At 38.3% G+C, this 26,453-nt stretch carries 25 protein-coding genes and 1 pseudogene; 21 read left to right on the forward strand and 5 right to left on the reverse strand.

Annotation, left to right across the window (positions count from 1 at the left end):
- Window positions 1-15: 15 nt before the first annotated feature.
- The 14 genes from AAJG31_RS23260 (at window position 16) to AAJG31_RS23325 (ending at window position 12,718) form a co-directional block, all read left to right on the forward strand.
- On the forward strand, window positions 16-810 hold the full coding sequence (locus tag AAJG31_RS23260) for a MerR family transcriptional regulator (protein ID WP_004231362.1): 795 nt from the start codon (window positions 16-18) through the stop codon (window positions 808-810).
- A 74-nt stretch (window positions 811-884) separates the two neighbouring features.
- Window positions 885-1,691, forward strand: a complete 807-nt coding sequence (locus AAJG31_RS23265) for a CPBP family intramembrane glutamic endopeptidase (RefSeq protein WP_259950808.1) — start codon at window positions 885-887, stop codon at window positions 1,689-1,691.
- Between the two features lie 288 nt (window positions 1,692-1,979).
- Entirely contained in the window at window positions 1,980-3,173 is a 1,194-nt protein-coding gene (locus tag AAJG31_RS23270) for an argininosuccinate synthase (protein WP_004231366.1), read from the forward strand.
- Between the two features lie 81 nt (window positions 3,174-3,254).
- On the forward strand, window positions 3,255-4,634 hold the full coding sequence (argH, locus tag AAJG31_RS23275; RefSeq protein ID WP_279495384.1) for an argininosuccinate lyase: 1,380 nt from the start codon (window positions 3,255-3,257) through the stop codon (window positions 4,632-4,634).
- 202 nt (window positions 4,635-4,836) lie between these two features.
- Complete coding sequence (locus AAJG31_RS23280; RefSeq protein ID WP_112118372.1) at window positions 4,837-5,214, forward strand: carboxymuconolactone decarboxylase family protein; 378 nt, start codon at window positions 4,837-4,839, stop codon at window positions 5,212-5,214.
- A 538-nt stretch (window positions 5,215-5,752) separates the two neighbouring features.
- Entirely contained in the window at window positions 5,753-6,130 is a 378-nt protein-coding gene (locus tag AAJG31_RS23285; RefSeq protein ID WP_054549216.1) for a GntR family transcriptional regulator, read from the forward strand.
- A 7-nt stretch (window positions 6,131-6,137) separates the two neighbouring features.
- Window positions 6,138-7,217 (forward strand): DUF5808 domain-containing protein, encoded by a 1,080-nt coding sequence (locus tag AAJG31_RS23290; RefSeq protein WP_054549217.1) that lies wholly within the window; start codon window positions 6,138-6,140, stop codon window positions 7,215-7,217.
- Window positions 7,218-7,230: 13 nt separating this feature from the next.
- The gene (locus AAJG31_RS23295) at window positions 7,231-8,514 is read left to right on the forward strand and encodes an alpha/beta fold hydrolase (protein WP_279495381.1); all 1,284 of its coding nucleotides are present in this window, start codon (window positions 7,231-7,233) and stop codon (window positions 8,512-8,514) included.
- An 11-nt stretch (window positions 8,515-8,525) separates the two neighbouring features.
- A complete protein-coding gene (locus AAJG31_RS23300; RefSeq protein ID WP_054549218.1) occupies window positions 8,526-8,840 on the forward strand; it encodes a DUF3784 domain-containing protein in 315 nt (104 codons plus the stop codon).
- A 224-nt stretch (window positions 8,841-9,064) separates the two neighbouring features.
- Window positions 9,065-10,252 (forward strand): membrane protein, encoded by a 1,188-nt coding sequence (locus AAJG31_RS23305; RefSeq protein WP_048392374.1) that lies wholly within the window; start codon window positions 9,065-9,067, stop codon window positions 10,250-10,252.
- 17 nt (window positions 10,253-10,269) lie between these two features.
- The gene (locus tag AAJG31_RS23310; protein ID WP_279495379.1) at window positions 10,270-11,442 is read left to right on the forward strand and encodes an amidohydrolase; all 1,173 of its coding nucleotides are present in this window, start codon (window positions 10,270-10,272) and stop codon (window positions 11,440-11,442) included.
- A 108-nt stretch (window positions 11,443-11,550) separates the two neighbouring features.
- Window positions 11,551-11,703, forward strand: a complete 153-nt coding sequence (locus AAJG31_RS23315) for a YpzG family protein (protein ID WP_004231380.1) — start codon at window positions 11,551-11,553, stop codon at window positions 11,701-11,703.
- Window positions 11,704-11,822: 119 nt separating this feature from the next.
- Window positions 11,823-12,359, forward strand: a complete 537-nt coding sequence (locus AAJG31_RS23320; RefSeq protein ID WP_279495376.1) for a hypothetical protein — start codon at window positions 11,823-11,825, stop codon at window positions 12,357-12,359.
- A gap of 20 nt (window positions 12,360-12,379) precedes the next feature.
- Window positions 12,380-12,718, forward strand: a complete 339-nt coding sequence (locus AAJG31_RS23325; RefSeq protein ID WP_279495374.1) for a cupin — start codon at window positions 12,380-12,382, stop codon at window positions 12,716-12,718.
- Window positions 12,719-12,748: 30 nt separating this feature from the next.
- On the opposite strand, the gene AAJG31_RS23330 is transcribed toward AAJG31_RS23325, so the two are convergent.
- Window positions 12,749-13,240, reverse strand: coding sequence for a GNAT family N-acetyltransferase (locus AAJG31_RS23330; RefSeq protein WP_004231387.1), 492 nt, complete (start codon window positions 13,238-13,240; stop codon window positions 12,749-12,751).
- A gap of 69 nt (window positions 13,241-13,309) precedes the next feature.
- Here AAJG31_RS23330 and AAJG31_RS23335 point away from each other — a divergent pair, with 69 nt between their 5' ends.
- Complete coding sequence (locus AAJG31_RS23335; RefSeq protein WP_004231389.1) at window positions 13,310-13,738, forward strand: NUDIX domain-containing protein; 429 nt, start codon at window positions 13,310-13,312, stop codon at window positions 13,736-13,738.
- A gap of 52 nt (window positions 13,739-13,790) precedes the next feature.
- Here AAJG31_RS23335 and AAJG31_RS23340 read toward each other — a convergent pair whose 3' ends face one another.
- The 3 genes from AAJG31_RS23340 to mscL form a co-directional block, all read right to left on the reverse strand.
- Entirely contained in the window at window positions 13,791-14,951 is a 1,161-nt protein-coding gene (locus tag AAJG31_RS23340) for an aminotransferase class I/II-fold pyridoxal phosphate-dependent enzyme (RefSeq protein WP_279495372.1), read from the reverse strand.
- Between the two features lie 3 nt (window positions 14,952-14,954).
- Window positions 14,955-16,070, reverse strand: a complete 1,116-nt coding sequence (locus tag AAJG31_RS23345) for a methionine biosynthesis PLP-dependent protein (protein WP_026023403.1) — start codon at window positions 16,068-16,070, stop codon at window positions 14,955-14,957.
- Between the two features lie 534 nt (window positions 16,071-16,604).
- Complete coding sequence (gene mscL, locus AAJG31_RS23350) at window positions 16,605-16,994, reverse strand: large conductance mechanosensitive channel protein MscL (protein ID WP_009370295.1); 390 nt, start codon at window positions 16,992-16,994, stop codon at window positions 16,605-16,607.
- 204 nt (window positions 16,995-17,198) lie between these two features.
- Between mscL and AAJG31_RS23355 the strand changes: the two genes are divergently transcribed.
- The 3 genes and pseudogenes from AAJG31_RS23355 to AAJG31_RS23365 all read left to right on the forward strand — a co-directional run.
- Complete coding sequence (locus tag AAJG31_RS23355; RefSeq protein ID WP_279495370.1) at window positions 17,199-17,558, forward strand: hypothetical protein; 360 nt, start codon at window positions 17,199-17,201, stop codon at window positions 17,556-17,558.
- 626 nt (window positions 17,559-18,184) lie between these two features.
- On the forward strand, window positions 18,185-20,008 hold the full coding sequence (locus tag AAJG31_RS23360; protein ID WP_207889227.1) for a reverse transcriptase/maturase family protein: 1,824 nt from the start codon (window positions 18,185-18,187) through the stop codon (window positions 20,006-20,008).
- Window positions 20,009-20,111: 103 nt separating this feature from the next.
- Window positions 20,112-20,462 (forward strand): annotated as a pseudogene (locus tag AAJG31_RS23365) (lytic murein transglycosylase); the annotation flags it as partial.
- A 35-nt stretch (window positions 20,463-20,497) separates the two neighbouring features.
- Here the strand turns inward: AAJG31_RS23365 and AAJG31_RS23370 are convergent.
- A complete protein-coding gene (locus AAJG31_RS23370) occupies window positions 20,498-20,755 on the reverse strand; it encodes a GlsB/YeaQ/YmgE family stress response membrane protein (protein ID WP_004231402.1) in 258 nt (85 codons plus the stop codon).
- A gap of 803 nt (window positions 20,756-21,558) precedes the next feature.
- Between AAJG31_RS23370 and AAJG31_RS23375 the strand changes: the two genes are divergently transcribed.
- From AAJG31_RS23375 to ilvD, 3 genes are all read left to right on the forward strand, one after another.
- Window positions 21,559-22,734 (forward strand): amino acid deaminase/aldolase, encoded by a 1,176-nt coding sequence (locus AAJG31_RS23375; protein WP_279495359.1) that lies wholly within the window; start codon window positions 21,559-21,561, stop codon window positions 22,732-22,734.
- Complete coding sequence (locus AAJG31_RS23380) at window positions 22,722-24,044, forward strand: D-arabinono-1,4-lactone oxidase (RefSeq protein WP_279495356.1); 1,323 nt, start codon at window positions 22,722-22,724, stop codon at window positions 24,042-24,044. The genes AAJG31_RS23375 and AAJG31_RS23380 overlap by 13 nt, the downstream gene beginning before the upstream one ends.
- A 370-nt stretch (window positions 24,045-24,414) precedes the next feature.
- Window positions 24,415-26,085: a dihydroxy-acid dehydratase gene (gene ilvD, locus AAJG31_RS23385; RefSeq protein WP_279495354.1), complete on the forward strand. Its 1,671-nt coding sequence runs from the start codon at window positions 24,415-24,417 to the stop codon at window positions 26,083-26,085.
- Window positions 26,086-26,453: the final 368 nt, after the last annotated feature.

Raw genomic sequence — 26,453 nt, forward strand, 5'->3', positions numbered from 1 at the left:
GAAAAGGAGACATAGATGTATACAATTGGTCAAGTTGCAAAATTTTTAGGAGTTTCTAGAGATACCTTAAAATTTTATGAAGAAAAGGGATTAGTAAAGCCCCAGCAAAATAGTGAAAATGGGTATAGAACATACAATCATTTTGATATATACGATATCACAACAATCAATTTTTATAGAGAAATTGATTTTGAAATCAAAAAGATTCAGGAATTGAGAAAAGGCAAGAGTATAGAGGGCATCCAATCATTGTTAGTAGAAAAAGAACAAGTAATGTTAGAGGAAATAGCTTATAAAAAGCTACAATTAAAAAAGCTCCAGCTTGTAAAAGAGGATTGTCAAAAAATTAGCCAATATCTAGGCACGTATACTATAAAGGAAATGAAACCATTAGAAATAATGGGCGTAATAGATCATTATACAGCCTATGATGAATATGATTCGTTAAAAGAAAATGCAGACAGTATAAAGAAAGCGGTAATTCTTACTTCTTTAAGAAGAGTTATTAGATTCGATGATAGCGGAATGCTCGAAAATAAATTTATGGTTGTCAGGAAAGTAGAAAATAGCGATCATCCAATTAAAGGTGAAGTTTTAGCGCATCCCAAATGTCTTTATACAGTTATTGAAGATGGGCGCTGGTCAACAGGTGGCAAAAATACAGACAATAAAGTAGAGGCTAGTATAAGAAAAGTAGCTAAGGAAAATGGCTATGAGCTTTTAGGGCTTGTTTATATCAACTTATTGCTTACCACTTATGAAGAAGGGCTTGAACGTATTTTTTTAGAAATGTATGTACCGATAAAATAATGGCAAAATGGATTTGACCTGTGAGCAACCCCTAGGTTTATGCTGAAGATATTCAGATGAAATGGGGGATCTACTTGCGTAGAAAAAAGAAATTAAAAAAACCAGTAGCAAGCTTTATTATTTTAACCAATATTATTTTTTGGCCACTTTTCTGTGTTGTAGGAGCCGTCAAGCTATTAGGCTATCCTACTTGGCTATTTGATACCGTACGCTGTCTATCGGCTTGGTCATCCACCTTTGCCTTTGCGATACTATTTCCAAGAATCTATCCTGGGCAACGTTTTATACACTTTGTCAAACAAAAATTCAAAAACAAATTGTCACTTTCAGTAATTGTTTTAATCGTGATGATACAAACAGCTATCTTTATCATGATTTTGTTTCATATCATGAATAATTATGAAGAAACCTCTATTTTTACGCTGTCTTCATGGGGCATGCTCAGTTTTTATTTTGTTAAAACGCTTTTGTCAGGACCACTGGGTGAGGAGTTAGGATGGAGGGGCTTTGCACTGCTGGAGCTGCAAAAGAAGTATTCGCCATTAATAGCTTCAATTATCATAGGCTTTTGGTGGGGAATGTGGCATTTACCGATATGGCTTACAACAGGGTTTATGGGAATGGATTTGATCAAATATAGCTTCTTCTTTATGTTAACGATTATAGCTACGACCATCATCATGACAGTATTTTATACGATCAATCAGAATTTAATCATTCCTATTATTATTCATCAGCTCTTTAATTTTTTTATCGGCTCCATTAATGGAAACCTAATTGATTTAATTATGTATAATGCCATTTTATATTCGGCGGTGGCCGTTCTACTTATTTTGATTAATCCTAAAAAAGTATTGTATAAGATACAATCAGCTAAGTAACTAGAAAGAATCCAGTTTGTATCATGGATTCTTTTTTTTCGTCCGTTGCTAAATTTATATAGTATACATTTATATATATAGTAAAAAAACGTTTTTTCGAGTGAATTGCCATGGATTTCTTGTCAACCTTATACAAGGAACGACTTACTTTTGACAATAAAAATAAAAGTCTATGAATTTATAAAAATACACTTGTATTTATTTTTATAACATGATACTATTCGTGTATAAACTTTTAAATGAATGTATAAACATACATATCGATAGAGCAATGGAGGCGCATTTTTAATGGCAAATAAAAAAGTGGTATTAGCTTATTCAGGTGGACTTGATACTTCGGTAGCAATTCCATGGTTAAAAGAACAAGGTTGGGACGTAATTGCAGTATGTCTTGACGTTGGCGAAGGGAAAGATCTTGAATTCGTAAAAAATAAAGCTCTTCAAGTAGGAGCGATTGAATCTTATATGGTAGATGCGAAAGACGAATTTGCTGAAGGGTATGCATTAATTTCTTTACAAGCACATACTTGGTATGAGCAAAAGTATCCATTAGTATCAGCACTTTCCCGTCCACTTATCTCGAAAAAACTAGTAGAGATTGCTAATCAAGTAGGCGCAGATGCTGTTGCGCATGGTTGCACAGGTAAAGGGAATGACCAAGTTCGTTTTGAAGTATCGATTAAAGCATTAAATCCAGATTTAGAGGTATTAGCACCAGTACGTGAGTGGGGCTGGAGCCGTGATGAGGAAATCGAATATGCAATGAAGCATAATGTACCGATTCCTGCAACATTGGATTCACCATTCTCAATCGACCAAAACCTATGGGGCCGTGCGAATGAAGCTGGCATCATGGAAGACCCATGGGTGTCACCACCAGAAGAAGCTTATGGCTTAACTGTTTCTGTTGAAAATGCACCGAATGAAGCAGAGTATGTGGAAATCGAGTTTGTAGCTGGTAAACCAGTAGCATTAAATGGAAAAGAAATGAAGCTTGCTGATTTAATTCAAGAATTAAATGCAGTAGCAGGTGCTCATGGTGTAGGACGTATCGATCACGTTGAAAATCGTTTAGTTGGTATTAAATCTCGTGAGGTTTATGAAATTCCAGGTGCAAAAGTGCTGTTAACAGCGCATAAAGAGCTTGAGGACTTAACGCTTGTAAAAGAATTAGCACATTTCAAGCCAGTAATCGAGAAAAAACTATCCGAATTAATTTACGACGGTCTATGGTTCTCACCATTACGTGATGCTCTGGAAGCATTCCTTGCGCAAACACAACAATATGTGAATGGTACAGTACGTGTGAAACTATTTAAAGGACATGCGATTGTAGAAGGACGTAAATCACCAAATTCATTATACAGTGAAAAGCTAGCAACATACTCGAAGGAAGATCAATTCAATCATGCTTCCGCTGTAGGCTTTATCGAGTTATGGGGGCTACCAACTGTAGTGAACTCATCTGTGAATAAAAAGTAATGTTAAACAAGCAAGGTGTGGTGAGGCATTTGTGCTTATACTACACCTTTTGATAAGTAATCGAGGAAAAGGTGAGCTGACATGACAAAACTTTGGGGTGGACGTTTCCAAAAATCAGCAGAAGCATGGGTAGACGAATTTGGCGCATCCATTGGCTTTGACCAGCAACTTGTGCTAGAGGACCTTGAAGGTAGTGTTGCACATGTCACAATGCTTGGTGCCACAGGAATTTTACCGGCAGCTGATGTAGAGGCCATACTAGGTGGTCTTGCCCAATTAAAAGATAAGGCAATCGCAGGTAAGCTTGAATTTAGCGTTGCCAATGAAGATATACACTTAAATTTAGAAAAAATGTTAATTGATTTAATAGGTCCTGTCGGTGGCAAACTACATACAGGACGTAGCCGAAATGACCAAGTAGCAACGGATATGCATCTTTTCTTGAAAAAGCGTGTGCAGGAAGCAATTGATTTAATTGTGACGTTCCAACAAACACTATTAGACAAAGCACAAGAGCATATTGAAACGATTGCACCAGGTTATACGCATCTACAACGTGCACAGCCAATCTCCTTTGCACACCATTTAATGGCTTATTTTTGGATGCTAGAGCGTGATAAACAACGTTTTACAGAATCCATAAAACGTATTGATATTTTACCTTTAGGTGCTGGGGCAATGGCAGGGACAACTTTCCCGATTGACCGTTTAAAATCAGCAGAGCTATTAGGGTTTAGCGAGGTTTACGCAAACTCCATGGATGCTGTAAGTGATCGTGATTTTATTGTGGAATTTTTAAGTCATTCCTCCTTACTTATGGCGCATTTATCACGCTTTGCTGAGGAAATTATTATCTGGTCTACAGATGAATTTAAATTTATCGAACTGGATGATGCCTTCTCAACAGGTTCTTCGATTATGCCACAAAAGAAAAACCCAGATATGGCAGAGCTTATTCGTGGTAAAACAGGGCGTGTTTATGGGAATCTAATGGGCTTATTAACGGTGTTAAAAGGCACACCATTAACATATAACAAAGATATGCAGGAGGACAAAGAGGGAATGTTTGACACTGTTCATACGATTCTTGGTTCACTTAAAATCTTTGAAGGTATGGTTCGTACAATGACTGTCAACACGGAACGCTTACATCAGGCTGTTCACGCTGATTTTTCAAATGCAACGGAGCTAGCAGATTACCTTGCTACAAAGGGGATGCCATTCCGTGAGGCACATGAGGTGACTGGTAAGCTTGTCTTTACATGTATTCAAAAGGGCATTTATTTATTAGACTTGCCATTGGAAGAAATGCAGCAAGAAAGTACGTTAATTGAAGCGGATATTTATGATGTACTAGCGCCAGAAGCTGCTGTTCGCCGCCGCCATTCCTTAGGTGGTACTGGCTTTGAACAAGTAAAAATCCAAATTGAAAAAGCGAAAGCCTGTCTTGTAGCCATTTAATTTTTGCGTGCATGTCCTTGTGACTTTTTGCATAGATATTCATTAAAGCTGTCCTGTGAGGCACTATGAAAACCTTTATCCTTTTTCACTGAGCCAGAGGGTGACGTGAAGAAGAGAACCTTACATATGTGAAGGACAATCCCCAATTCTGGAGACGCGGAATTGGGGTTTTTGTATAAGTAAATGTAGGAGGGATGAAGAAATGAATGAACGTTTTACAAAGGGGCTCGAAACAATTAAACAATATGTGACAGAAGAAGAAGCAGCACGGATGATTGAATCCGATGCATTAGCCGATATAGCACCCGATTTACGCAAAATGATTATTGAATTTGCTTACGGTGATGTCTATGCACGGCCTGGGCTGGATGCAAAGAGTCGAGCACTCGTCGTGATAACAGCGGTAGTTACACAAGGTGCTGCACCACAAACCAAAACGCATATTCAGCGTGGATTACATGCAGGCTTGACACAGACAGAAGTGGTCGAGGCACTTTTACAATTAGCACCCTACATCGGTTTTCCAAGAGTGCAAAATGCTTTAACGATAGCCCAACAAGTCTTTGCAGAAAAAAGCTAAAGCATGTATAAAAAATAGAAGAAGGTTCATAATAAGAGAGGAACCACTTATTAATCTAATCTGATGGGGAGGATGCAGAATGAGTAGTAATAGTCAAACACCCAAAGACCAAGAATCTCAGGAAAGTCCGCCACAACTGTTGAAGGTTGAAGCTTCTAAATCTTAAGCCTAAAGGTGAAACAGAACATTCTGTTTTGCTATAGATTAAGAAGAAGTGTAAACCATATCAGTTAAAAATCAAATAGAAGCAATAAGTGTCCATGGATCCAGAATTATTCTGGGTCCTTTTTGTTTCTTATTTGGGGTCTAAAGTACTCAAGATCCGCTCTAAATGAAATTTAAAGCGCTCATAAGGAAGGAGAACCCGCTCTAAATGAAGTTCAAAGCACTACTAAGGGAAGGCTCCCGCTCTTATTGTGAAAAAACCTCTACTCAACACCATAAAAAATTCCTTCATTTGACATTAAAGAAAATCTGTATTACTCTATACATAACAGATTTCTGTTTGGTTACAAGTAATACAGATTGGAGGGTTATTATGCAAATACAATTAGATCCAAACAGTGAATTGCAGCTATATAAACAATTGGCCAATCAAATAATAGAATGCATTGCGCAAGGTGAGCTGAAAAATGGTGATACTTTACCGTCTGTACGTTCGATGGCTACAGATCTAGGCATCAATGTTAGCACGGTCAGTAAAAGTTATCATGAGCTTGAAGAGAAGGGCTTAATTGAATTGAAGCCGAAAGCAAAAGCGGTCATTATTGGTGGTCAAAAGAGAGCGCTGGAAGAAACGGAGGTTGAAAAAGTCGAAAATGCCTTGAAGCCTATCATGGCGGAGGCTTTTGCGCGTGGCCTCGAGAAAGAGCAAATGACAAGTTTGTTCCAGCGAATTTTAAAACAATGGAAGTAGGGGTAGTATGCTTATAATTGTAGGCATCTTTATCATTGTCGGAATTATGGAAATGATGACACCACATTTAACAAGAAAAACACTTGTTTTTGGTGTTTCCATACCCGAACCATATGTCAAACATCCACAATTAAAGCTGTGGAAGAAGCATTATAGCCAAATCATCGCAGGGATTGCTGGCTTATTCTTAGTAGGTCAAATCGCTCTCTATCTTTCACCTATACAAGAGGAGAAGGTATCTTTAATTTCCTTTATCCTTTTGTATGTCATGCTCCTTTTATCATCAGGTCTTTACATGAGTTATCATGCTAAAACGAAAAAATTAAAGGTGCAGGAGCAGTGGGAGGCACAAATAAAAACAGTATATGTGACAGATTTGTCTATCCGTCAGAAAGAGGAAACATTATCACCTATATTTTTTAGTGTACCCATTATCATCACACTTGCATTAATCGCTTTTACGTACATGAACTATGAGTCAATCCCTGAGGTTTTCGCAACACATTGGAATGGGGCAGGAGAGGTCGATGGTTGGACTCAAAAATCGCGGCTTTCAGTCATCAGTATGCCACTTATATTATTGGCAATACAAATTAGTTTTTTCATGATGAGTCAAGGCATGAAAAGTGCCAAAATTCAATTAAGTGCACAGGCCAAAGAAGCATCCATTCATCGGGAGTTAACTCAGCGTAAATACGGAAGCTGGTACCTGGCAGCCATTAATTTTAGTATGACAATTCTATTTGTTGTTTTACACTATACAACTGTTATTTTACAAGACCAAACGGCTCCCTACTTCTTCCCACTTTTTCTTGTCTTTAATGTCGTTACGTTGGGTGGTTTACTAGTGTTCATTTGGAAGCTCAGTAAAAGTAATGAACGTTTTGATGAGGTACATACAAATGAAACAGCTGCCACAGATGATCAATACTGGAAATGGGGTATTTTTTATTGCAATAAAAATGATCCATCCTTATTAGTGCCTAAAAAGTTCGGGATTGGTTGGACTGTAAATTTCGCGAACAAATGGTGTTACATCTTAATAGCGATTACGTTACTGCCAATTTTATTGGTGATTTTCATATAGAAAGGAAGATTAGATGAAAAAATGGTTATTGATTTGCTGTACAATTTTACTTTTAGCTGCCTGTGGGCAAAAAGAGGTCACTGCACAACATCAAGGATCAAAGGGGACAAATGCAATGAATGAACAGTTTATTGGAAAATGGGAAGGAACTATTGAAACGCCAAATGGACCATTACCGATTATTATCGATTTAAAGAAGGAAAGTGGTACATTATCCGTGCCAGCACAGGGCTTATCTAATTTTCCATTTCAAAGTGTGACGTATACAGGTGATAAAGTAAAAGTGTCCATAAATTTAAACGGCTCTGCTATTGCCATTAATGGCACAATCAAAAATGAACAAATAGAGGCTACATTTCAACAAAATGGTGGGAAATTTCCTTTAATACTAAAGGCTTATAAAGAGCAACCTGTTACCTATGACACATTAAAAATTCCCGTTCAAAACGGTAACTTAACGGTAGCTGTACAAAAGGCTTCTCCATCTCCATCACCAGTGGCACTGATAATAGCAGGATCGGGGCCAACTGATAAAGATGGTAATTCCGCTTTGGCTGGAAAAAATAATAGCTTGAAAATGTTGGCCGAAGGTTTAGCACAACAGGGCATTGCGACGGTGCGTTATGATAAGCAAGGACTTGGTGACAATCAAGCGCTCTTAACAAAGGAAGAGGATGGAACGTTTGACCAATACGTTGATGATGCTGTACAAATTATCCAAACATTGATGGCTGATAAAGCCTACACAAGTGTCCATGTGATTGGTCATAGCGAAGGCTCACTCATTGGTTTGCTCGCGGCTCAAAAGACAGGCGTAGCATCCTTTGTCTCCATTGCCGGTGCAGGTAGATCGTTAGATGAAGTGCTTTTAGAGCAATTAAAAGGTCAATTAGCACCAAAGCTTTTTAATGAATCCACGAATATTTTGACAGCTTTAAAGCAAGGGGAGCAAGTGAAAAATATTTCGCCAGAGCTACAGGCCCTTTTCCGTCCATCTGTACAGCCTTTCCTGATTTCCTTGCTAAAATATCAACCTGCTAATGAGCTTGCAAAAGTAAAAAGCCGTGTATTGCTAGTACAAGGAACAACGGATTTACAAGTGAAGGAAGCCGATGCTGAGGCATTGAAGAAAGGCAAACAAGACTCAAAATTACTTTATCTAGCGGGTATGAATCACGTATTGAAAAAGGCACCGGCAGATCGCGCCAAAAACTTAGCAACCTATGCAGACCCTTCGCTGCCACTGCATGAAGAATTACTACCAGCAATTGAGCAATTTATTAAAAATGAAAAGTAGGATGATTAACCTTGGGAGTACTTGTCTATTTAATAATCATGCTGCCGTTTCTCATCTTCGCCATTGTTCTATCGCAAGGTAAAGGAGCTTTTCTACTTGAAGGCTTTCATACGATGGCACAGGAAGATAAAGAACAATATGATGAAAAGGCACTGGCAAGATTTATGGGAAAAATGATGTATGGCTACTGTTTTTGTGTCCTTTTATGGATACTAAACGAATTTTTCCATACACAATGGTTATTTCATGTAGGTCTTGTACTTTTTGTCGCCCTTACGATATTTTTATTGATCTATGCGAACACAGGTAATCGTTTCAAAAAATAGCATGTAAGAAAAAGTAGAACCATTTTATAATGGTTCTATTTTTTTGTAAGCGCTTTATGAAAATTCTTTAAAATCTAAATATTTGGAAAACCGTAATTTTAGTGTCACGAATATGCTCGTTCATGCGCTGTTTTTCTTCTTTTCTGTAAAAATAGAATTTTAAGAATAATTAGTATTATTATAGATGACATTAAAAAATTACTAAGTTAGGAGAATTCTTTGATATGTCGCAAATGTTAGCACTGACGATAGTACTTGCTATTCTTTACATCGGAGATATCGTAGCAACAAGAACGAAGGCGTGGATTCCATCTGTGTTCGTCTGTGCGGTATTATTTTTAATTGGCTATTGGACATTCTTCCCGAAAGATATTGTTAGTATTGCCGGGATTGGTCCAGTCGTTGCCACGATGTTAATGTATTTATTAATTACGAATATGGGTACACTTCTGTCCCTTAAGGAATTGAAAAACCAGTGGAAAGCCATCGTTATTTCTTTAGCTGGTATTGTAGGCATCATCGCCATATTATTTACAATTGGTGCCTTGCTATTTGATTTAAAAACGATGATAGTTGCAGTTCCACCATTAGTCGGTGGTGTTGTGGCAGCGCTAGTGATGTCAGAAGGCGCTTCTGCAGCTGGCTTAGAGGATTTAGCCGTCTTTGCCATTGTAATTTATGTTATTCAAGGTTTTGCAGGATATCCCATCACGTCCATTGTATTGAAGCGTGAAGCAAAACGTTTATTAAAAGAACATCAGCAAGGGAATATACAATCGGTAACACAGGTAGAGGAAGATGTTGAACAGGCATCTGAGCAACCAAAATTATTTAGGAAAATTCCTACCAAGTACAATACAGAATACTTTAAATTTTTCCGTTTAGCGCTTGTTGGATTATTAGCGTATGGTACATCTACAGCATTAGCACCTGTTGTGACAGTCAATGCGTTAGTGCTATGCCTAGTGTTTGGTGTCCTTGCATCGACATTTGGTTTTTTAGAAAGACAACCATTGCAAAAAGCAAATGGCTTCGGTTTTGCCATTATGGGGTTAATGCTCTTTATATTTGATGGCTTAAAACAGGCTTCCCCTGAAATGCTGATGCGTATTATTGTGCCATTAGTAGTGTCTATTGTCTTAGCAGTCATTGGTATGTATATTTTCTCTTTCATCGCAGGAAAAGTTTTAAAGGTCAGCCCGAATTTAGCGTTTGCTGTATCCTTAACAGCACTCTATGGGTTCCCAGCAGATTATATTTTAACGAATGAAGTAGTGAAATCGTCCACAGCCGATCAAAAAGAACGAGAAATGCTGTTAAGTCATATGTTACCACCGATGCTTGTGGGAGGTTTCATTAGTGTAACGATAACATCTGTGATTTTAGCGGGTATTTTTGTCAATTGGCTATAAAGAAGGAGAGAGTCAGCATGAATAAAATGAAAGAAATTATTGCGGAATTAAATAGTGAGCTTGTGGCAATTCGTCAAAAATTGCACAGTGAGCCAGAGCTTTCTTGGGAAGAATATGAAACAACGAATTATGTAGCAGCATATTTAGAGAACCTTGGTATTCCGTATAGACGAACAGAGCCAACAGGCATTATTGCGGAGTTAAAAGGGGGCAAGGAAGGAAAAACCGTTGCCTTACGTGCAGATATGGATGCATTATCAGTTTATGAAATACGAGAAGATATTCCGTATCGCTCTAAAACGGATGGTAAGATGCATGCCTGTGGTCATGATGCGCATACAGCCATGTTGCTGATTGCAGCTAAGACATTACATATGGTACAAGAAGAAATTGAGGGAACAGTTCGTTTTATTTTCCAGCCAGCGGAAGAAGTAGCTACAGGCGCAAAAGCGATGGTAGAGCAAGGAGCAATGAAAGGTGTAGATAACGTCTTTGGTATTCATATTTGGTCACAAATTGACACAGGGAAAATTCAGTGTAATAAAGGTCCTGCCTTTGCCTCTGCTGATATTTTCAAAGTGCGCTTTAAAGGGCAGGGCGGTCATGCCGCAGTCCCACATGATGCCATTGATGCCGTGATGATTGCTTCAACGTTTGCTTTGAATGTCCAAACAGTTGTGGCACGTACAGTCAATCCACTTCAACCTGCCGTTCTTACAATTGGAAAAATGGAGGTTGGAACACGCTTTAATGTAATTGCAGAAGATGCCATTTTAGAAGGGACTGTGCGTTGTTTTGATAAAGAGGTTCGTTCACATATCGAAACGCAAATTCGTCATTATGCTGACCAGATTGCCTCACTTTATGGTGGCACAGCAGAGGTCGTTTATGAATATGGTACACAAGCCGTCAACAATGATGTGGCGAGTGCCAGCTTAGTCGAGCGCCTTGCAGCTGAACATTTTGGCGCGGATGCTTATCATATTGATGATCCGACAATGGGTGGAGAAGACTTTAGCTTTTACTTAGATGAAGTACCTGGCTGTTTTGCTCTAGTAGGCTCAGGCAATACAGAAAAGGATACACGCTGGGCACATCATAACGGCCATTTTAATATCGATGAAGATGGTTTGCGCGTTGGAGCCGAATTATATGTACAATATGCGTTAACTTGGTTAAGCGAAAACTAATAAAGTGAAGTAACTAAGCTTCTTATGAAATTAGTATAAATTCACCTTAGCTGGTCATAATAAAGAAGATTTCACTTATGAAATCTATAATGATGAGGAGGATGAAAAATGAGTAGGTTCGAACAACTAGACCCCAAATCTCAAAAAATCCACCGCAACTGGTCAAGGATTAAGCGATCAAAATCGCAAGTAAATGGTGAAACGGAGATTACTCTCCATAACCGTCTCTTGCGAAGTGAAGCAAAGGCCCGTCAGTTTTAATCATGCTAGAAAAGTAAGTGTCATCAAGCCCAGAAAAAATTCTGGGTTTTTCTTTATGACTAAGAAAGATGTATTATATTGTAAGGAAGTAATTTCTAACAGAAAAGGAGAGGAAAGCTATGATTAATCCTATTCCCATTTATCTACAGCAATTTGCAGGAAACGTCCAAATTATAGATGACGTTGAATCCCAGTTTCAGCTTCATTCTAGTGCAGGCAATGAACAATTTGAAATTTGGTATTACGGTGATTTGCTAATGATTGAAGGGGAGGAAATGCCTTATATTACAGGCTCAACCGCTAGAATCGTTGCTAAAGATCCTTTATCCGCCGAGGAAATTTTGCTCTTTGATGCGACTCTACATGGTTATAATGCGCTATTTTGTGAGGCGTATACAGAGAATCACCGTGACAACCGTCCTCTAGAAAAATATAATTTACCCGAAACAGAAGTCGTATTATCATTTTTCTATAACATCGACTATGACCAAGAAATAGACGACTATGAGGTAGATGAACAAGAAAATGTTCAACTTATAAATGGAGAAACCACTAATTGGGAAACGATTAAAAGAAATGGCTATGATGCATTTGCTTTTTATTTTAAAAAAGAAGATGGAACACTTTTAGCATTTGCTGAAGAAGAACTAGCCTAATAGGAAGGGATTTTCGCGAAATGCAACTCATACAATTTACACAAGATTTAGCAAATCCAATTCATCAATACCAATCCATCGATACATTTTATAGAAAAATCACGAAAACGGAAGTACCTACGACGATCGGTTTCATCTATATTGAGCCAGGCGGTGTGGTTGGTTTGCATGACGCGCCCATTCCACAGCTTTTTATCGTTATTAATGGAGAGGGATGGATTAGTGGTGAAGATGCTGAAAAAATCACGATAAAAACAGGACAGGGAGTACTATGGCATCAAGGACAGGCACATGAATCTGGTAGTATAACGGGCTTAACAGCACTTGTTATCCAAGCGGAGCAGATAAATCTTACATAAATAAAAGTGTAACGGTAGTTGCAAGAACCGTTACACTTTTTCATATTGTTTAACCAATTTAACTGTTTTAAGTAGATGGCCATCAAATTGTTCATCAAATTCTTCTATTGCTACAAATCCCTTTGCTTGATAAAAATGCATACCAAGTTTATTTTCTTTCTCTACACAAACAAATAAAGACGATAGATTTGGGAGCATGCGTAGTCCTTCCTGTAAAAGTGCAGTACCCACGCCCTTACCATGCATATCAGGATGTAAATAAATCGCATGTAGCTCCGCCTCACCTTGTGTTACATTTGAAAAATTAGCAAAGCCTACTAGCCATTCATCAAAAATTGCAACGAGAAACGGACTATTGATAAGACGTTCGATTAATCGTTCTCGACTATAAGCTAGTTGTAAAAAACGATCTTGAATGTCACGTGGAATGATTCCTTCGTATGTATGATGCCAGCTTATTCTAGCAATTTCTTGTACAAAAGTAATGTCATTTTCTTGCATCTGTCGTATAATAAGTGTCAACACTTTTCACCTGCTATTCCAATTTTTCTCTTTATTGTAACATTCAATCATTCAAAGGGGGTCACTTTCATGCAAGTAATTGAAAAAGCTTTTGGCTATATCACGAGAACGCATGAGGATCAATTACAGGTACTCGTATTTGAACAGAATTCAGTTGGGGCAGGTATCCAGGTGCCCAAAGGTACGGTTGAGGAAGGGGAAACACCTTTAGATGCTGTGAAACGTGAAATGCTAGAAGAAACAGGTCTAACCACACTTGTCGTTCAAGCGCTAATAGCACAGGACTATTTTAATCATCCATCAGGTGTTTTACAGAAACGGTATTTTTATCATTTAACATCCGATGAAACACGGGATGCATGGCAACATCATCCAACAGGCTTAAACGAAGGGGATTTAATCTTTTCATTCTATTGGATTTCAGCTGAGCAAGATGCCCTGCTAGCAAAGGGGCATGGCGATTATTTATACCGATTGTTAGCAAAGGTGAGAAATTGAACCTATTATAATAAAACCGCGTCAATTGGACGCGGTTTTTATGTTGATTCAATTAAGCCTTGGCAGCAATCTCTAGGGCTTGTGCAAAATCAGCAATTAAATCATCAACATGCTCAAGTCCTACAGAAAAACGTAGAAGACCATCTGTGATGCCTCGTTTAGCACGCTCTTCAGGCTCCATAGCAGCATGACTCATTTTTGCAGGGTAAGAAAGAATAGATTCTACTCCTCCAAGAGAGACCGCAAATACTGGAATTGTCATCGCCTCAACCAATACCTTTGCAGCTATATAGCTTGGTAGTCGGAAGGATAAAACGGCCCCAGGACTTGTGCTTTGACGTTGATGAATAGCGTAGCCAGGGTGTGAAGCAAGCCCTGGATAGTAGACCTGCTCAACTAGTGGATTGCTAGCCAAATACACAGCAATTTTTTGTGCAGATTCAGCAGAACGACTAAAACGTACATCTGTTGTTTTGATGTTTTGTAGTAGTGTGAATGAATCCTGTACACCTAAAATATTACCGAATGAATTTTGGATAAAGTAGAGATCCTGACCTAGCTTTTCATCGGCAGTAACCGTTAAGCCAGCAATAATATCAGAATGTCCAGATAAAAACTTCGTTGCACTATGAATGACGACATCTACACCAAGTTCTAGTGGGCGTTGGTGTAACGGTGTCATAAAAGTATTATCCAAGAATGTAAGGCAGTGGTGTTGCTTGGCAAGCGCCACTACACCACGAATATCTGTAATGCCTAACGTTGGATTTGATGGTGTTTCCATATAAAGTAGTTTTGTAGCTGGCGTGATTGCTGCTTCTACAGCTGCTAGATCCGTAAAATCTACAAATGTATGGGAAATCCCAAAGCGCGGCAACACCTTTGTTACAAAACGATAGGTTCCACCATAAACATCCTCAGTCATGACGATATGATCTCCCTGCGATAACAGCATTAATGCTGCTGATACGGCAGCGATACCAGATGAAAATGCATGGGCACGAACGCCACCCTCAAGCTCTGCTACAGCTTTTTCTAACGCATCTCTTGTAGGGTTGCCTGAACGAGCATAATCATATTCTCCAAATTCATCTATACTTTCTTGATGGAAAGTAGAGGACAGATACATCGGGACGTTAACAGCCCCTTTTTTATTACTATAGCCATCACGAACACCTGCGTGAATGAGGCTTGTTTCAATACGTTGCTTCATCAATTACGCCTCTTTTCTAAGGATATCAAACACTTGTCGTAAGTCTGCAATTAAATCTTCTGCTTCCTCAATGCCAACAGAGAAGCGTAATAAACGATCACAAACGCCACGCTCCACACGCTCTTCATAAGGCATATCTGCATGTGTTTGTGTAGCAGGATACGTAATAAAGCTTTCGACACCGCCAAGACTTTCAGCAAAAGTAATTAACTTTAAGTTACGAAGGAATGGGTCAATCCACTCAGGCTTTTGCAAGCGGAATGACAGCATGCCACCTTTTCCAGTATAAAGGACATCGGTCACTAACTCTTCTTCCTCTAAGTAAGCAGCAATAGCCTTCGCATTGGCATCATGTTGCTTTAAGCGTAGATGCATTGTTTTTAGACCACGAATAAGTAACCATGAATCCATAGCTCCTAACACCATGCCACTACCATTATGAATAAAGCCAATGCGTTCGGCTAATTCTGTGCCTTTAGCAACCACTAGCCCAGCTAAAACATCATTATGACCACCAATATACTTCGTTGCAGAATGAAGCACAATATCTGCGCCTAATTCAATAGGGCGTTGGAAGTAAGGCGTATAAAAAGTATTATCCACAATTAACCATGCCCCATGCTTATGTGCTAACTCCGCATACACTTGTAAATCAAACTCCTGCATAAGTGGATTTGTTGGTGTTTCAATAAATATTGCACGTGTATTTTCATTCATTAATGCTTCCACCTGTTCAACAGATTCAAATTTTGAATAAACAGGCTTAATATTATAAGTATCTTGGAAGAAATTAAAAAGTCTATATGTACCACCATATAAATCATCTGGCACGACTAATTCATCGCCTGGTTTAAATAGGGATAACACCAATTGAATGGCAGCCATCCCGGAACTACAGGCAAAGCCCATATCACCACCCTCTAAATCAGCAATTCCTGCTTCTAAAAGAGCACGTGTAGGATTTTTTGTACGTGTATAGTCAAAACCAGTAGATTCACCAATCCCAGTATGTTTATAAGCAGTCGATAAATGAATGGGTGGGCTCACAGCTCCTGTTGCTGGGTCACTTAAATTACCAAGTTGTACAAGCTTTGTTTCAATACTTCTGTTTAATGTCATGACGTCACTCTTTTCTTCAATATTATTAAAAGCAACAACTTTTGCTTTCAATTTAATAGTATTCTCAATAATTGTTACCAATTTAACATGGATACTAAAGAAGAACAAGGTGATTTCTGAAAATTAGCTAGATTATTTATAGTTAATCACCTAGGAATAGTAGGAGATTCCAGAATAAAGATAGAGCTAAAGAGAGGATAGTTTCAAGTTAGCGGATACAAGATAGAAAGTAGCGGATACAACGCGAAAAGTGGTGGATAGAGCAGACAAAGTGGTGGATAGGTTCTGAAGTAGCGGTTAGAACGTGAAAAGTAGCGGATACAACGTAAAAAATGAGGGATAGAGCGGACAAAGTGGGGGATAGGTTCGGAAGTAGCGGATAGAACGTAAAAAGTAGCGGATACAACGTGAAAAGTGATGGATAGAGCAGACAAAGTGGGGGATAGTTTTGAAGTAGCGGTTAGAACACAAAAAATAAAGGAGACAAAATAAAAACATCTGCCTCCTTTGAGAGACAGATGCTTTAACAACATGTTAGGCTTGTTCTTTTTTTAGCAAGTCGCGAATTTCTTTGAGAAGCTCTTCTTTGGCATCGAGTTCAGGTGCCGGTTCTTCCACGACTGCTTCTTCTTTTTTACGTGTGAGCTTTGTCATAATTCGTAAGGCCATAAAAATGGCAAATGCTATGATTAAAAAATCAATGATGGATTGTAGAAATACACCAAAATTGATTTGGGCTTCACCTGAGCCAAAAACAAAACTCTTTGTTAAATCAATACCACCTGTTAAAACACCGACTAATGGCATGATGATATTTTCAACTAAGGAGGTAACAATTTTACCGAAAGCACCACCAATGACTACTGCTACTGCTAGATCGACAATATTGCCTTTCATCGCAAATTCTTTAAAGTCTTTCCACAAAATAAATTCCTCCCTATTATTATCCAATAAACGAATCAATCTGTATTTTACTATATTTTTAGCAAACCTTTCAACTGCTTTCATGGTGGAAATGATGTACTTTCATAGATGTGGAAGACTTCATTCTTTCAAAATGAAAAGATATACTGCACATTACGGAAAATTTGGTAATATAGAAAAAGAATACTAGATTAGGTGTGACGTATGGCAAAGAAAAAGAATAACAAACCTCTGTTATCACCCGCGACAAAATTGGGTATGATAGCATTATTGATTCCAATTGCAATTACCGTGTATGTTCTCACATTTTTTGCTTGGAAGGAGCTTCAAACATTACCGATATTCGAAAAGCTTGTCCAGCAAAAGGCAATTGAGGAGATTCAACAGCATTTCGATATGAAAATTCCTGAGCAATACATTCCCGTTTATGTAGCTGCAGAAGAAAAATATGGTGTACCCTGGACATTACTTGCTGCGCATCATCGTATTGAAACACGGTTTTCTACGGTAAAATCAATGGTATCATCTGCTGGGGCAGAGGGGCATATGCAAGTGCGACCATAAGGTCATATAAGAAATCTCCACTAGCAAGGAGTAGGCGAGACTACAATGCCTATCATTACCCAACTTATCCGTGAGGGAAACCAAATATCGGGGAGTGTAGCATGTTGGGAAAGCTATAAGTTATCGAATCATCACGTTACGACTGAATAGCAAAATGAAAAGATGTAAACGAGGATAAAAGCTATACTGCCTGAATGACAGTCCGAGGGGGTTATTGGCCCACCTATGATGGAAGATGATTATTTACGTCATACAGCGAAACAGATTGGTTAATTGGAAGCCACATCTGAATACACTTTGATGAATTGCATGTCAACAGTGAGTAGTCTATCGCTGACCAACTACCATAAGTAGTAAAGGACGAACGTCATATCCGACATTACATCATGCTTGTTCTTATATGTACTAAATGGTGATTACCTACGTCAGAATGCTTATGTTAAATTAAGCTATGCAAAATGCCTTCGGGTGACAAATTCCAAGTGCAAAACACAAGGAAGATGATGCTGAATATCTGATATGGTAACGGAGTTCTCGTAGTAGTCCGAGATGGGGAAAGCCCATTACATGGCGAAGGAGAACAGCTTATCAAGTCTAACTAAAATTGGAAAGGAGCGTGAGGCTCTATGAGAAGTCCAAACACTGTGTTAGACAGTCTAACGAAACAATCAAAACGCGAAGATTACAAATTCGAACGAATCTATCGAAATCTGTATAACGTGGAATTCTACTTAATGGCTTACGCAAAGATTTATGCGAAAGAAGGCAATATGACACAAGGTGTCGATGGACAAACCATTGATGGTATGAGTCTAGAACGTATTGAAAGATTAATTGAAAGCCTAAAAGATTGTAGTTATCAACCAAAACCGTCCAAAAGGGTTTATATTCCAAAAAAGAACGGTGGTAAAAGACCATTAGGTATACCATCTTTCGAGGATAAACTAGTTCAAGAAGTAGTACGAAATTTACTTGAAGCTATGTACGAAAAAACTTTCTCAATACACTCTCATGGTTTCAGACCAGAAAAAAGCTGTCACACTGCACTTATGCAAGTAAAGGACAGATTTACTGGAGTTAAATGGTTCGTGGAAGGTGATATTAAGGGATTCTTTGATAACATTGACCACCATAAACTAATTGAGATTTTAAAAAGAAAAATTAATGATGACAAATTCATCGATTTAATTTGGAAATTTCTTAAAGCAGGTTTCCTAGAGGACTGGCAATATCATAAGACGTACAGTGGTACTCCACAAGGTGGAATTATCAGCCCCATCCTATCGAATATCTACTTAAATGAGTTAGATAACTTTGTATCAGCTTATAAAGACAGATTTGATAAAGGCAAGGGTCGAAAGCGCCTAAAAGAATACCGTACAAGAGAAGCTAGGCTATACCGAGCAAACGCAAGGTATAAGGAAATATGGGAAGAAATGAATGAGGAAGAAAAAGAACAAGCACTTCAACACTTGGACGAGTTGAAAAATCACATGATGGAATTACCTTATAAAGACCCTATGGATGAAAACTACAAACGAATACAATATGTGCGATATGCCGATGATTTCTTAATTGGTGTGATTGGAAGTAAGGAAGATTGTCAGCAAATAAAACATGACATTAGTACATTTCTTAAAGACGAAATGAAAATAGAGTTATCACAAGAAAAAACGCTCATTACACATTCTAGTAAAAGAGCAAGATTTCTTGGGTATGATATTAAAATTAGTCATGATAACAAAACGACAAAATACACAGCAAGTGGACATAAACAACGTACACGCACAATGAGTTGTGAACTTCTTTTACCACATGAAGTATGGCGAAATAAATTAATCGAATACAAAGCGCTAGAAATAGATAAAAAAACACAAAAATGGAAGTCTACTCATCGAGCGCATCTTCTTCAAAACGATGACCTTGAAATATTGACAATCTATAATGCAGAAATCAGAGGTTTATATAACTACTACAAGCTAGCGAACAATGTATATAAACTAGATGGATTTAAATTCATCATGGAATATAGCATGTATAAAACATTCGCAAATAAATATAAATCAAGCGTAAGAAAAATTCACAGAAAATACAGTATCAACGGAGATTTTGCGGTGAGATACAAAACTGCCAACGGCAGTAAAATCGCCTTCTTCTACAAAGATGGATTCAAAAAGAAACTATTACCATCCTCATATGCCGATGTTGATGTTATTTCTAAGACAAGAAACATCATTTACAACCGAACAGGTCTTATTGAAAGACTTGTAGCAAAGGAATGTGAATGGTGCCATGCCACAAATGTGGATCTAGAAATTCATCACATTAAAAAGTTAAAAGACCTTGAAGGCAAAAAGAAATGGGAAAAGCGTATGATTGAGAGAAACCGTAAAACGATGGCACTATGCAAGAAATGCCACTTAGATTTACATAACGGTAAATTAGACTGATAGGTGGAGAGCCGTATACGCTGAGAGGTGTACGTACGGTTCGGGGAGGAGTTCCTGGAAACCTAGCATAGAAATATGCCAAGGCGCTGGGTTCTTACTCTACTTCATGCCCTGTACATTCGTTGGCTGGCAGCATCCCACATGCTCAGGTTTGGGAAAAGGAAGCATCACAAAAACTGAATTGATGAGTCCTGAGACGATTGCTAAATATGGAGGATATGGCGTTGACGCAAATGGGGATGGAATAGCTGATCCCTATGATATTGAGGATGCAGTATTTAGTGCTGCGAATTACTTATCCAAATACGGTGCTGCGACAGGGAATATTAAGAAAGCTGTTTATCAATACAACCATAGCGAGAAATATGTTGAGGATGTGTTATATTACTACCAGTTGTATGATGATTTTCACGATGAACTCCAAGCAGCTGTTCTCTTACATGAAAAAAAATAAAGAGCCATCACATTGGATGGCTCTTCATTACATATTTAAGTTGCTTTACGCATACCTTTTAAAATAAGGCTGACGATAAAGATCAACACGATGGCACCGATTAGTGCTGGGAACACGTAGAAATCACTTACTCTCCAGCCCCAGTTCCCTAAAACCATACTACCAATCCAAGAACCGACAATCCCTGCAATAATATTCCCGATGATGCCGCCTGGTACATCTTTACCTAAAATGACGCCAGCTAGCCATCCAAGAATTCCTCCAATAATTAAATACCAAATGAAACTAATCATTACTTTCATCTCCTTAAATTTAAGATATAATGGCGATTACTTAGTTATACCCTGAATGGAGTAGATTAAACACTGTGATTTTGTTTAGTAATTATTACATGTTGTAAATAAGGCTGTAGACAAGTGAATGCAGCTCCTTTGCTGTGCTCACTTTATAGCTAATCCACCTGCATAAACTACCGTGAAAATGTCCACATTAACTACAATTACTTCTATATTGTACATACACCGATTATCGCTTACTTCTATAGTATGTTCATGTATTCAATTCGTACCAGAAATGCATGCAACGCCCAATCGCCAGTAACAATAAAAAACAGCCATTTAACTAAATTATTTACTACAATAGCCTTTTCATTCGTGAAAAAATACATTATTTTTTATTGAAACAGAATGTCAATTCTATGTGCAATTCCTTATTTCTTTGGGAGAATTTTTTGTGTAGAAAAAGAAAAATGGGTAAATTTCCACTTTTTAATAGTTTGAAAATTCTGTATAAAGGGATTATAATGTAGAAAAGGAGCGTGGTCATATGAATATGGCTGTTATGAAACGTTTAAATCGTCAAGGCTTTTTAATTGCTGGTTTGCATTTATTAGTAATGCTAAATCTTGCAGCTGATTTCTTATACGCATCGTAACCAATTTAATAGAAAGGTGAATGAAATGTTTATACCATATTAAAACAACCGTGTAGTCTTATTGTAAAACAGGCTCACGGTTGTTTTATTATGCTTAATTAACTGAAAAAAGGAATTATTCTGCTAAATGTCAAATACATAGTTTATACAAGGGAGTGATGAAATGACGTCAAGATTGGATCAAGCATTTTGTGATTTGGAAAGACCATTTGCATGGTTAGATTTAGATGCACTAGATAAAAATATACAAATGGTTCAAGATGCTTGTGGGGGAAAACAAATTCGTATTGCAACAAAATCGATTCGTTCTATTGAGGTCCTTCGTTATATACAAAAAAAACTTGTGAATGTTGTGGGGTTTATGACATTTACTGCAGCAGAGACCCTTTTTTTATTAGAGCAGCAGTTTGATGACTTATTGCTTGGCTATCCAGTAATGGAGGAAGCAACGATTCGTCGATTGTTGCATTTTGTAAAGGAGGGAAAAATCGTCACCTTTATGGTAGACAGACAAGAACATATCCAACTATTGGCGAAATTAGGACAAGAGATTGGCGTACGTGTACAGGTTTGTATTGATCTTAATGTTTCTAATGATTTTAAAGTATTGTATTTTGGAACAAAACGTTCGTCATTGTCTTCTCTTGAAACGTTGACACCTTTTTTACAAACCATTCAAAACACCCCTGTAATTGAAGTGGTAGGAGCGATGGGCTATGAGGCTCAAATAGCAGGGGTGGGCAATCGTCCTGCAAATGCTTTAAAAGGTAGAGTCATAGAAGCCATGCAAGTACAAGCCAAAAAGCAAGTAACGCAGTTTCGTCGATTAGCGATCGCCCATATCAAGGCTTATTTTCCAAATCTACGCTTTGTTAATGGTGGAGGATCAGGAAGTATGACGTACACCAATCAACAGAAGGAAGTAACGGAAATTACAGTTGGCTCGGCTTTTTATGCACCCGCATTGTTCGATCAATTTACACATTTACAGCTAGAAAAGGCTGCTGGATTTGCCTTACGTGTAACAAGAATGCCTGAAAAAAATATCGTTGTTTGTCATGGGGGAGGCTATACGGCTTCTGGAGCCATTGGGATGGATCGTTTGCCTGTATTCTATGACCCTACCACTTTTGCATATCTTAGCCTAGAAGGCGCAGGGGAAGTGCAAACACCTATTAAGGTCAAAGGGAAGATTATCAATATTGGCGATACCATTTATTTTCGACATGCGAAGGCAGGAGAGCTTTGTGAGCGTTTTCAGGTCCTGCATGCTATTCGTGGTGACAAGTATGCAGGACATTACACAACATATAGGGGAGATGGACAATGTTTTCTATAGAAAAATGGCGAAATGGTGAAAAGTGGACAAACTGGGCTGGGAATGTTATTTCCTATCCGAGTGAAATGTATTTACCACACTCTATTGATGAAGTTTCAGCAATTGTGAAGCATGCGTGTCAATCAGGAAAGACAATCCGTGTCACAGGTGCTGCTCATTCTTTTAGCGCTGTGGCTATGCCTGAGCATATAGCAATTTCCTTACATAATCTGCGTGGATTAATCGCTGTGAATGAGGAAAGGCAGGAGGCAACATTATGGGCGGGGACCTACCTATATGAAATTGGACCAATGCTAGCGAAACACGGTTTTGCGTTAATCAATATTGGCGATATACAGGAGCAAACCATTGCAGGGGCAGTGTCAACTGGCACACATGGCACGGGGGTTACACTTGGTTCTCTATCGTCAGCTGTCCAGGCATGGGGATTTGTAGACGGTACTGGTACTTATCAGGAACATAGGAGAGGTATGGATGATTTATCTGAAGCGCTGCATGTATCTCTTGGGATGCTAGGTGTTCTGGTCAAAGTAACGATTAAGGTCATACCACTATATGGTTTGCATTATGTGGGGGCAAGAGAAACATTGACAAATGGTCTCTCGTTATTTGCGGAGGATATTCGTCAACATCGTCATGTGGAGTGGTTTTATTTCCCTGGTAGTGAAACAATTCAAGTAAAACGGATGAATGCGGTCGCGCCTGTTTATCAAAGTGAATGGAATAAAAAAATAGAAACGTTAAAGCTACAAATAGTAGAAAACGGGGCTTTCTTTGCGATGTCAGAGCTTTGTAAGTGGAAACCTGGTTTAAGTAGTGCCATGAGCAAGATAGCGGCTGCCAATGTGGTAGAAAGTGAAAAAGTAGGGATAAGCTATGAAATTTATCCCTCACCTCGTAGCGTGAAGTTTCAAGAGAGTGAATATGCCATCCCTTTATCACAGTTTGAAGCTTGTTTGGAGGAAATCCATGCAACCTTTAAAAAAGGGACTTTTAATGTTCATTTTCCTTTAGAGTGTCGAACAACTGCAGGCGAAGCAGGTTTTTTAAGTCCAACACAAGGGCGTGAGTCGGCTTTTATAGCCTTTCATATGTATAAGGGAATGGCAGAAGAGCCTTACTTTAAATGGGTGCATACATTGATGCAAAAATATGAAGGTCGTCCTCACTGGGGAAAACAACATCATTTAACAGCGCAAACGGTCTATGCGTTGTATCCAGAGATTGAAAAGTTTTTAAGCATTCGACACCAATACGATCCTGAACAAATATTTTTTACAGGATACTTAAAAAAGTTGTTTCTATTGTAAGCGTTATCTCTAGGATTGGATAACTTAGCTTATTCAAATATATGGGAATTTTTTATTTATCCATTTTTGTTTATTATTAAAAAATTAAAATTTGAACGAAATGTCAAAATTTTTATCAAAGCGAGATAAAACTGATGCTTAATCAGCATGTAAACGATTTCAATTTTGACAGATTTTTTGAATTGTTTAAACAATTCAAAAAATAGTGTTGACGAGACCTTTTTTTCGTACTATGATAACAACAATTTAACACGTTCGTTACAGCAGTAGTCGTCTAAGAGGCTATTACTCTATAAACAAAAATTAAAAAGACAGAACATTTTGTCTATAGCAACGAACATAGTATGGATAGCAATGAGGGGCGTTTAAAATGAGAAGTGACATGATTAAAGTAGGCGTAGATCGAGCGCCACATCGAAGTCTTTTATATGCAACAGGCAAAGTAAAAGCAAAAGATCTAGGCAAACCATTTATTGGGGTTTGTAACTCTTATATCGACATAATACCAGGTCACGTTCATTTACGTACGTTCGCTGATGTAGTGAAAGAAGCTATTATTGAAGCGGGTGGTATTCCATTCGAATTTAATACAATTGGTGTCGATGATGGTATTGCAATGGGGCATATTGGTATGCGTTATTCCTTACCAAGTCGTGAAATTATAGCAGACTCTGCTGAAACAGTTATTAATGCACATTGGTTTGATGGCGTATTTTATATTCCAAACTGTGACAAAATTACACCAGGAATGCTTATGGCAGCAGTTCGTACGAATGTACCATCTATCTTTGTTTCAGGTGGTCCAATGGAGGCAGGAACTTCTGCAGCAGGGAAACAGCTTTCCTTAACATCTGTGTTTGAAGGTGTAGGAGCACACAAATCAGGAAAAATGTCTGCGGAAGAGCTGTTGGATATTGAGAATAATGCTTGTCCGACGTGTGGCTCATGCTCAGGCATGTTTACAGCAAATTCAATGAACTGCTTAATGGAAATGTTTGGTGTTGCTTTACCTGGAAATGGTACAATCGTTGCCACTTCTGAAGAGCGTCACAAGCTGATTAAAGAAGCAGCTAAGCAATTAATTCGCATGGTCAAGGAAGACGTTAAACCTCGCGATATTATTACAAAAGAGGCAATTGATGATGCTTTTGCTCTTGATATGGCAATGGGGGGCTCCACAAATACAGTTCTTCATACATTAGCAATTGCCAATGAAGCCGAAATAGATTACAACATTGAAGATATTAATAAAGTAGCGGAAAGAGTGCCTTATTTAGCAAAAATCATGCCTGCTTCAGATATTTCAATGGATGATATTAATAAAGCAGGTGGAGTAAGTGCCATTATTAATGAATTAACATCTATTCCAGGTGCTATTCATCCAGACCGTCCAACCGTAGCAGGCGTTACAATGGGTGAGCTTGTCAAAGATTATCACATCACGAATGATCAAGTCATTCGAACAAAAGACAATCCGTATAGTGCTGTAGGTGGATTATCAGTTTTATTCGGTAACATCGCACCAGATGGCTCTGTTATTAAAGTAGGGGCCGTTGATCCTTCTATCAAAGTATTCAAGGGCGAGGCAATTGTCTTTGATTCACAAGAAGCAGCACAAGAAAACATTGATAATGGAACGGTGAAGGAGGGCCATGTAGTCGTCATTCGCTATGAAGGACCTAAGGGTGGCCCAGGGATGCCAGAAATGCTTGCACCAACATCTGCCATTCAAGGTCGAGGCCTTGGTACAAAGGTTGCATTAATTACAGATGGTCGTTTCTCAGGTGCATCTCGTGGTATTTCAATTGGCCATATTTCACCAGAAGCTGCTGAAGGCGGTCCAATCGCTTTAGTAGAAAACGGAGATATTATCGAAATTGATCTACCAAATCGTACGATTAATTTACAAGTTTCAGATGAAGTTTTAGCTGAACGTCGTGCAAAATTACCAGTCTTTGAGCCAAAAATCAAACGTGGTTGGTTAGCAAGATATTCAAAATTAGTGACGAGCGCTTCCACTGGAGGCGTAATGAAAATTTAACAACTAGATAAATAAAAACGTTGATGAGGTTAAAGGTTCTAGAGCCTTGTATCTACCAGAGAGCCGGTCGTGCTGGAAGCCGGCGATACAACTAGATCCGACATCCCCTCGGAGTGGGCTATTAAACGTGTTTACACCATTAGATAGCTCCGGGCATAGTCGAAAGTGCTCGTTATTAATGAATAAATGTTTTATGGCACTATATTGGATGCGATGTCTTTCGCATTGGTGCATAAATGCTGTCATTTATTCGCGAGGTAGCAATTATTTGCTATAAAAAAGGGTGGTACCATGGAAAGTCTTTTTCATCCCTACGTAAGGTAGTTCTTTGCGTGTGGAGAAAAAGGCTTTTTATTATTTTCACGATG

It is taken from the genome of Lysinibacillus sp. BS3 (genome assembly GCF_039614735.1).
GTDB lineage: Bacteria > Bacillota > Bacilli > Bacillales_A > Planococcaceae > Lysinibacillus > Lysinibacillus capsici.